At 55.4% G+C, this 8,783-nt stretch carries 9 protein-coding genes and 1 pseudogene; 7 read left to right on the top strand and 3 right to left on the bottom strand.

Annotation, left to right across the window (positions count from 1 at the left end; genetic code table 11):
* Positions 1-219 (bottom strand): annotated as a pseudogene (locus ABYP39_RS15025) (NADP-dependent isocitrate dehydrogenase); the annotation flags it as partial.
* Positions 220-323: 104 nt separating this feature from the next.
* On the opposite strand from ABYP39_RS15025, the gene ABYP39_RS15020 reads away from it, so the two are divergent.
* The 7 genes from ABYP39_RS15020 to ABYP39_RS14990 all read left to right on the top strand — a co-directional run bounded on the left by ABYP39_RS15020 (position 324) and on the right by ABYP39_RS14990 (position 6,631).
* Complete coding sequence (locus ABYP39_RS15020; protein WP_372765305.1) at positions 324-917, top strand: pseudouridine synthase; 594 nt, start codon at positions 324-326, stop codon at positions 915-917.
* A 36-nt stretch (positions 918-953) separates the two neighbouring features.
* Complete coding sequence (locus tag ABYP39_RS15015) at positions 954-1,403, top strand: NUDIX hydrolase (protein WP_372749714.1); 450 nt, start codon at positions 954-956, stop codon at positions 1,401-1,403.
* A complete protein-coding gene (mnmA, locus tag ABYP39_RS15010) occupies positions 1,400-2,494 on the top strand; it encodes a tRNA 2-thiouridine(34) synthase MnmA (RefSeq protein ID WP_372750517.1) in 1,095 nt (364 codons plus the stop codon). Before ABYP39_RS15015 ends, mnmA begins: the two co-directional genes overlap by 4 nt.
* The gene (gene hflD, locus ABYP39_RS15005) at positions 2,491-3,138 is read left to right on the top strand and encodes a high frequency lysogenization protein HflD (protein WP_372783332.1); all 648 of its coding nucleotides are present in this window, start codon (positions 2,491-2,493) and stop codon (positions 3,136-3,138) included. Before mnmA ends, hflD begins: the two co-directional genes overlap by 4 nt.
* Positions 3,139-3,220: 82 nt before the next feature.
* A complete protein-coding gene (gene purB, locus ABYP39_RS15000; protein ID WP_372783330.1) occupies positions 3,221-4,585 on the top strand; it encodes an adenylosuccinate lyase in 1,365 nt (454 codons plus the stop codon).
* Positions 4,586-4,596: 11 nt separating this feature from the next.
* Positions 4,597-5,712 (top strand): cupin domain-containing protein, encoded by a 1,116-nt coding sequence (locus ABYP39_RS14995; RefSeq protein ID WP_372758833.1) that lies wholly within the window; start codon positions 4,597-4,599, stop codon positions 5,710-5,712.
* Positions 5,713-5,722: 10 nt separating this feature from the next.
* Positions 5,723-6,631, top strand: coding sequence for a GNAT family N-acetyltransferase (locus tag ABYP39_RS14990; RefSeq protein ID WP_372750113.1), 909 nt, complete (start codon positions 5,723-5,725; stop codon positions 6,629-6,631).
* Here the strand turns inward: ABYP39_RS14990 and ABYP39_RS14985 are convergent, their stop codons facing one another.
* Both ABYP39_RS14985 and ABYP39_RS14980 read right to left on the bottom strand, forming a co-directional pair.
* Positions 6,632-7,615 (bottom strand): D-Ala-D-Ala carboxypeptidase family metallohydrolase, encoded by a 984-nt coding sequence (locus tag ABYP39_RS14985; protein ID WP_372758835.1) that lies wholly within the window; start codon positions 7,613-7,615, stop codon positions 6,632-6,634.
* The coding region (locus tag ABYP39_RS14980; RefSeq protein ID WP_372783328.1) for a murein L,D-transpeptidase at positions 7,572-8,783 on the bottom strand (1,212 nt) is incomplete at its 5' end. The genes ABYP39_RS14980 and ABYP39_RS14985, both read right to left, overlap by 44 nt.

Here is an 8,783-nt window from a genome sequence, read left to right as displayed (position 1 = left end):
GCCTGTGTAGATTTCCATCCAGCTAATTTTCTTGCTGCCACCGTAGGCTTTTTCAACCGCCGCATCGACAACATCGATCATGACCGGAGTGATATCGACACCGATGCCATCTCCTTCGATAAAAGGAATAATCGGCCGATCGGGGACGTTAAGGGAAAGATCCGCATTAACGGAAATCTTCTCACCCTCTGCAGGCACCTTGATGTGTTGGTATCCCATTCTTGACTCCATGGATTATCTGTTTTTCAGTGAGACCTTTCTTTGCCGGTAGGCAAAAGGCGACGTATCATAACAATTTATAGTGACTATTTCCTGTCTAATTAATGAGCACCCTCATTCTCTTAAACAAGCCCTTCCAGGTTCTGTGCCAATTTCGCGCAAAAGACGGGCGAAAAACCCTGGCTGACTATGTCCGCGTCCCCGGCGTTTACCCGGCGGGCCGCCTCGACTACGACTCCGAGGGCCTGCTTATTCTGACAGATGATGGCCAACTACAGGCACAGATTAGCCATCCCAGACACAAATTACCAAAAACCTACTGGGTGCAGGTAGAGGGTGAGGTTAGTGACGAGGCCTTAGACCTGCTGCGTGCCGGCGTTAGTCTGAAAGACGGCCCTACCCTGCCCTGCAAGGCCCGCCGCATTGAAACGCCGCAACTGTGGCCCCGCAATCCCCCCATTCGCGAACGCGCAGCCATACCCACTTGCTGGCTGGAGCTGGAAATCACCGAGGGTCGCAATCGGCAAGTACGGCGCATGACTGCCGCCGTCGGCTTCCCTACGCTTCGACTGGTGCGCATTGCCATTGGCAACTGGCGGCTTGATAATCTGGCGCCCGGCGAATACCGCACCGAGCGAGTCCATGCGCCGCAGCGTGCGCGGCGACGCCCTACATCCTCTCGCCGTAAGCGCGTATAATCGCGCCCTTCTTTGACTATGGCACCTCAGTAACCGATGAGTGATATCCGCCCCTGGCATGCCCATGTGACCGTCGCAACGGTAATCGAGCGAGACGGTTGCTTTCTCGTGGTCGAGGAACAGGCCGAGGGCCGACGCGTGATCAATCAACCCGCAGGTCATCTGGAGCCCGATGAAAGCCTGGTAGAGGCTGCACGGCGCGAAGTACTTGAGGAAACCGGTTATGAAGCGAAAATAGATGGCGTCGTGGGTACCACGCTGTATAAAGCAGCCAATGGCGTCACCTACTACCGCACGAGTTTCTTCGGTTCGGCGATACGGCAGGTACCAGATGCCACCCTTGACGAGGGCATCATCCAAACACTGTGGTTAAGCCGTAACCAACTGCAAGCCCGTGCCGGCGACCTGCGCAGCCATCTGGTGCTGGCAACAATTGATCAATACCTCGCTGGCCACCGCTACCCACTGGATCTGATTTACGGATGAGCACACCGAAAAAAGTCATCGTTGGCATGTCTGGAGGCGTCGACTCTTCTGTCACCGCCCTACTCCTGCTCGAACAGGGGTATCAGGTTGAAGGCCTGTTCATGAAGAACTGGGAAGAGGACGACGGCACCGAATACTGCACTGCGAAAGAAGATTACGCCGACGCGCAAGCCGTATGCGACCGCATAGGTATCACCCTGCACGGTGCTAACTTCGCCGCGGAATACTGGGACAACGTGTTTGAACACTTTCTCGACGAGTACAGGGCCGGCCGCACCCCCAATCCGGACATTCTTTGTAACCGCGAAATCAAATTTAAGGCCTTTCTCGATTACGCATTAATGCTGGGGGCTGACCTGATCGCTACGGGTCACTACGCCCGCCGAGATGCCGAAGGTCGGCTGCTCAAGGGCCTCGACAACAACAAGGATCAAAGCTATTTCCTGCATGCAGTCAGCAGCCGAGAATTTGCAAAAACCCTGTTTCCCGTTGGCGAGCTGGACAAAAAAGATGTTCGGACTATCGCCGAACAGCACGACCTTATTACCCACAATAAGAAAGACAGTACCGGCATTTGTTTTATCGGCGAGCGTCGATTCAAGGATTTCCTGCAGACCTACCTGCCAGCACAACCAGGCGATATTGAAGATTTGGAAGGCCGTAAAATCGGCACCCACAATGGTTTGATGTACCACACTATCGGCCAGCGCCAGGGGCTTGGTATTGGCGGTGTCGCCTGGGCCAGCGATGCTCCCTGGTATGTGGTCGACAAGGATCTGACCCGCAATGTTTTGCGTGTCACACAAGGCAGCAACCACCCCGCGCTGTTCAAGTCTGCACTGGAAACAGCCGCGCCCCACTGGATAGCCGATATCCCGGAGCTGCCCTTGCGCTGCACTGCCAAAACCCGTTATCGGCAACCAGACCAAGCCTGCACCGTCTACGCTAAAAACGCTGGGCTTGAAGTGCATTTCGACGAACCGCAACGCGCGATTACACCAGGACAATCAGTCGTATTTTACCAAGGCGAAGTTTGCCTGGGTGGCACGGTGATCGAACGCGCATTCAATCCGGCGGAGAAAGTCGCATGAGCCAGCCGCAAACAGATCAGGCATTGCGAGACCAGGTGTTGGCACTGGCCGGCATTTGCCAGAGTGTTGCTCTGGTGGACTCCATTGCCAGAACCGGTAACGCCGAGCCAGAAGCTTTTGAAGCCTGCCTAAAAAGTCTGTTCTCTTTTTCATCCCAGTCGCCGATTGAAGCCTACGGCTCGGTGGCCGCTCTAGAACTTGGCCTGCGCAAATTACACGATCTACTCACCGGTACTCGCAGTGTCAGCGATCGTGAACTAGTGCGCTATATCATTGGTATTACGCACCTGCAGAAACAGCTTGAGAAAACGCCCGAGGCCGCTGCCATCATTCGCTCCAGGCTTGACCACACTGAAAGGGGGCAGCTTCTAAGCGACAAGAATATCAATGAGTTAGCGTCGCCTATTGCAGGAATCTATAAAGACACTGTCAGCAACTTCAAGTTCCGCCTGAAAATAAATGGGAGCGCACAACAGCTGCAAAATGCACAAAATGCTGACCGGATCCGGGCACTGTTGCTGGCGGGGATACGCGGTGCGTATCTCTGGAAACAGCTCGGCGGACGGCGCCGCCACTTCCTGTTTGCGAAGAACCGTATTGTGCGCACTGTGCGTGAGATTCTGCAGCGCGAGATCCCGCATTAAACCGACCGCCAAACCTGACGTGCGCCCCGCACTAGGGTAGAATTGCCGCCTTTCCGTACCCCCGCACAGCAAGGAAGATTTCATGGACTTGACGGCACTTTCCGCCATTTCTCCCATTGATGGCCGCTACGGCAGTAAAACCGCCGACCTGCGACCCATTTTCAGTGAATACGGCCTAATCAAATACCGGGTTGAAGTAGAGGTTCGCTGGCTGCAACAACTGGCAAACCACCCCGGCATTCCCGAGCTGAAACCCTTCAGTAGCGAGGCAAATGCCCTGCTGGAGACACTGGTCAGCGGCTTTACCGAAGACCACGCGCAGCGCGTAAAGGACATTGAACGCACCACCAATCACGATGTGAAAGCGGTGGAATATTTAATTAAAGAGACTATTGCCGACAATGCCGAACTGGCCAGTGGCGGCGAGTTTGTCCACTTTGCCTGCACCTCAGAAGACATAAACAACCTGTCCCATGCGTTGATGTTAAAAACTGGGCGGGAATACCTGGTCAACAAGGCCCAAACTATCATCGATCAACTGGTCACACTGGCGCACAACCTGGCCGATGTACCCATGCTGTCGCGCACCCACGGCCAGTCTGCCAGCCCGACCACCATGGGCAAGGAAATTGCCAATGTTGTGGCTCGCCTGCGACGCCAGCTGGAGACCATCAAGCAGGTAGAACTGCTGGGCAAAATCAACGGTGCGGTGGGCAACTACAATGCCCACCTCTCGGCCTATGCCGAGGTGGATTGGGAGGCAAATGCCAAGCGCTTTGTTGAATCTCTCGGGCTGACCTGGAACCCCTACACCACCCAGATCGAACCCCACGATTATATTGCCGAGCTGTTTGATGCGATCGCGCGTTTCAATACCATCCTGATAGATTTTGACCGCGATATCTGGGGCTATATTTCCCTTGGTTACTTCAAACAGAAAACGGTAGAGGGTGAAGTCGGTTCGTCTACCATGCCGCATAAAGTTAACCCCATCGACTTTGAGAACTCGGAAGGCAACCTGGGCATTGCCAACGCCATTTTTGGCCACCTGTCGGCGAAACTTCCAATATCCCGCTGGCAGCGTGATCTGACCGACTCTACGGTACTGCGCAACATGGGTGTTGGCATGGCGTATAGCCTAATCGCCTATGAAGCCAGCCTGAAAGGCATTGGCAAGCTGCAAATCAATACCGCACGAATCAGCGAGGACCTCGATGCAGCCTGGGAAGTATTGGCCGAGCCAATTCAGACAGTCATGCGACGCTACAATGTTGAGCAGGCCTATGAAAAACTCAAGGCATTGACCCGAGGCCACAGCATCAACCAGCAGGCGATCAGGGAATTTGTTGAAAAACTCGACATTCCCGACAGCGCAAAGGCAGAGCTGCAGGCACTGACCCCCGCCGCCTATATTGGCAATGCGGCCGAGCAAGCGCGGCGCGTTTAAGAGTAACTACAATGGCCCTGGCGGGATTCGACAGCGCGCAGTTCCTGCGCGACTACTGGCAACGCGAACCCTTGCTAATTCAGCAGGGGTTGCCTGATTACCAATGTCCGATAGATGGCGATGATCTGGCTGGCCTGGCCTGCGAAGCCGAAGTGGAATCTCGTCTTATAGCTGGCAAAGACAAGCGCTGGCAGCTTCGCAATGGGCCAATGGAGGCGTCGGTGTTTTCCGAATTGCCGTCCACACATTGGACCTTGTTGGTACAGCGTGTTGATCAGTGGTTTGAAGAGATCACCGCCCTGCTACGCCACTTCGACTTTTTACCGCAATGGCGAATTGAAGACATCATGGCGAGTTACGCGGTCACCGGCGGTGGCGTCGGCCCTCATTTTGATCGCTACGATGTCTTTCTCATTCAAGGCAGTGGTCAGCGCGAATGGCGCATTGGCCAGCGGTGCGACGAAAGCGATGTCGTACTCGACAGCCAGCCGCTGCGCTTGCTCGACGAATTTCACGAGCAGGCCCGCTATGTTCTCAATCCTGGCGACATCCTCTATATTCCACCGGGTGTCGCACACTGGGGCACCGCACTGGATGATCAATGTATAACGCTGTCGGTCGGCTTTCGAGCGCCCTCACTAAGCCAGATTCTGGAGCGTTGGTGGGAAACCCTCAGCGCGGACCTCACCGAAGATTTACGCTACCGGGACACCGCAGCGACACTGGCATCCGGGCAAACGCTGGATCGTCGGCATATCGATCATTTACAGTCCTTGTTGCACGATGCCCTCAGTGATAAAACCAGCCTGATAGCCAGCTTTGGAGAACTTGTCACCGAGGCAGACGATGAAACACTGCCCCACCCCGAGCCACGCGCAGTTCCCGCCAAAGGTGTTTGTCGAAGCCTGGATTCACGCATAACCCTGTATATCGACTCGCCATTTTCATTGCTTTTTGCCAACGGTATGAGCATGGAGATAGCCCCTGAAGCCGTCGAGTTACTCACGGATGTGTGCCAGTTGATTCCCGGAGACCTTCTCCCTGATACACTATGGGTTGCGCTGCAGAAAATATCGCCGCAAGCGGCCAGTTTTTTGCTTTCCACACGCGCGCTGACAGCAGAGTAGCGAACGCAGTATGAACGTAATAGAAGCCAGCTGGGCTCAGGATCAGGCACAGCTCCACGCCATTCGGCGCGAAGTATTTGTTGAGGAACAGGGCGTACCCGAAGACCTTGAATGGGATGGCGAGGACGACCGCGCCCATCACTGGCTGGCAACTGATAATGGCGAGCCGGTGGGCACCGTGCGCATGCTGCGCGACGGCCACATCGGACGCATGGCAGTTCGCAAACCCTATCGCTCTAAAGGCGTCGGCAAAGATCTGCTTTTGCGTGTTATTCGCCATGCAAAGCTGCAAAACCTGCGTGAAGTCTGGCTCAACGCCCAGCTCAGTGCAGTTGGTTTCTATGAGCAATTTGGTTTTGTAACCTACGGGCCGGAATTTATGGATGCCGGCATTGCCCACAGGTCAATGCGCCTGACGCTCCGCCAGGATTTCATTCTCGGTAAGGACAGTGGCAAGCACGCAGTCACCGATCTGGAGCACACCGTCGCATCCATGGTGTCGCAGTGTCGCCGCCAGTTGCGGATATTCAGCGAATCTCTCGACCCATCGGTTTACGACAACGATACCGTGCGCTCCGCGCTTTCCGAACTCGCCCGGCTGCATAAGACCACCGAGATTCGTATTCTGGTATTACGTCCGGACCAACTTACTGGCCGAGGCCATCGACTGCTCGAACTGCAACAGCGGCTGAATACTTCTATTTTGCTGCGCGCCCTGCCAGAAGATCAGGCGGGTCAAGCGGAGGAAGAGTTTCTGGTGGCAGATAACGCGGGGTTGATAGTTTCCAAACGAAATGAGCCCAATGCTCACTGGGCCGATTTCAGTAACCGGCCCAGCGCGCTTAACTATATCCTGCAGTTCGACATGCTCTGGAACCTGGCGCAGGAAGACCCTCGCCTGCGCCGACTCAGCCTGTAACTAGCGGCGTCCCCAGCGAGCGCGCTGCCCGCGGACGTCGACATGTACGAACGGTCCATGGCTGGCGGTGCTACCATACTCACCAATACCGCCTTTAAACCATTCTGATTCCTTACTGAGCCCTTCGACCAGCGAATACAGGTAGCCCGCATCCTTCCGGTCTATCTTGCCATCGCGGTTTACATCATCCATGCGCCCGTCTTTCGGTGACATGTCCACATACCAGTCGGCAGCACCACCATATATATGGCGCGAATTTTTCGAATTACCAATGCTCGCATTGTAGTGCGGCGTGCGATAACCGCTCATGATAAACAGCGTATCTGCCGTTACCCCGCGCTCATTGATTTTTCGCAAAATAGTTTCGAGTTTGAGCAGCAGCTCGGGCCGAAACAACATGAACTCCTTACCGTTCACCGCTGCTTGCTTACACAGAAACTGACGCAGCGTAAAGTGTGGGGATAGCGGCGTATCCATCACTGCCGAGGTCACCTCGACCAGCCCGGATGGCGCTTCATAGGCGGCCAATCCGCGATAGGCCTGCTGGGGATACTGACCTATGCGATAGCCGTCGAGCTTATCGTCCCGGATGTCTGCGGTGGGCCGCAGCACAAAGATATTGAGCGTCATACGCTGCTGTTCAATGGCACGGGTCAGTTCCAGCGTCACCAGGCCACTGCGCTGCGGTGCTGTCCAGCGGTAGCGGGTTTCACTGTCTTTTACCAGCGTGCCCATCGCCGCGGTGGCGGCCGTAGCCTTGGGCACCTTGATAACCAGCTCTTCGCCCGGCATCGCGGTAACCGCCATCACTTTGTAGGGAACCTGCAGCCCGCTTACCACCGCGGTAAAGCCCGCCTCACCCGAATCAAAGCCATAGGCTAGAGAATGTCTGGCTAGTAGCAGTAGGGCCGCACAAACTTTCCAGTAACGACCAGTAAAGCTACCGATTCTGGATAGCCGCCCAGATTTTGTCATCGCGCTCATAGATGTCCTCAATGAAACGGATATCACCCGTTTCGTCATTAACCACCACAGTCCAGTACAGCAAATGTACCGGGATGCGGTCTTTTAGCCTCACGCTGGTCTCCCTGCCTGAAGCAACTACATCCAGCACCTTGTCCTCGCTCCATCCCGGAGTCGCTTTAAGCACCCACGCGGCGAGGTCCATCGGGTCGCTCACCCGGATACAACCGGATGAAAAGTCCCGTCGAACCTTGGCGAACAGGTCCCGTGACGGGGTATCGTGCAAATAAACCTCATGCTGATTGGGAAACATGAATTTGACGCGGCCCAAGGCATTTTTTCCGCCTGGTTCCTGCCGAACACGATATGGAAAGCGCGCCGCCGGGATGGCTTTCCAGTCTACCGCATAGGGGTCAACCGACTGCCCATGAGAGTCAAGGATGTGATAACCCAACTCCCGGATAATCTCAGGGGTCTTCTGAAATTTCGGTAACAGATCCTGTCGTGCCAGCTTGCGCGGCACTTCCCACCAGGGGTTTAGTACCAGATAGGACATATTGGCAGAAAATATTGGCGTCTGGCGGTAGGTACGACCGACTACAACGTCAAATATTTCTTTCACGTTTGTGCCTTCGTGCGCCTCCAGACGGTAGTCCGCGATGTTCACTCGGATATGGCGGTAGCCCATATCATCGGGAAGCCAGCGCCAGCGCTCAAGATTGACCTTGATCTTGTTTACCTTGTCCAGAGCCGACTGGTTTAGATTTTTCAGAGTAATCGGGCCGACGATACCGTCTGGCTCAAGGTTGGATCGCACCTGGAAAATTTTCACCGCGTGCACCAGCTCAGCATCGTAAAGCGTTGCCTCCTGCGGTGTGCCGTTATAATCACCACTGGCTCGCATGCGGGCGCGTAAAGATGGCACCCAGGCGGCATGATGTCCCGGCTTGAGGAGACCACTGCCGCGAACGGTAGGCCAGCCACCTTCCCCCGCGATTTTCTCAAAGTGAGCCAGCGCGTCACGCAGGCGCGCGTAGCGCGGCTGGGAGGGAGCCAGCTGCTCCAGTGAAACGGCCGGACTGACAGTATCAATGGTCTCCATCAGGTAGACCGGTAAATCTCGCTCACGCCCTTTTGCGGTCCAGGTGGGTTCCAGTGACACTGGATCGATACGCCCGCCAAGTAGGTG

The organism is Litorivivens sp. (assembly GCF_041625495.1).
Taxonomy (GTDB): Bacteria; Pseudomonadota; Gammaproteobacteria; order Pseudomonadales; family Spongiibacteraceae; genus Litorivivens.
Note: the sequence above shows the minus strand (reverse complement) of the source record. Positions and strands in the feature narration are given on the sequence as shown.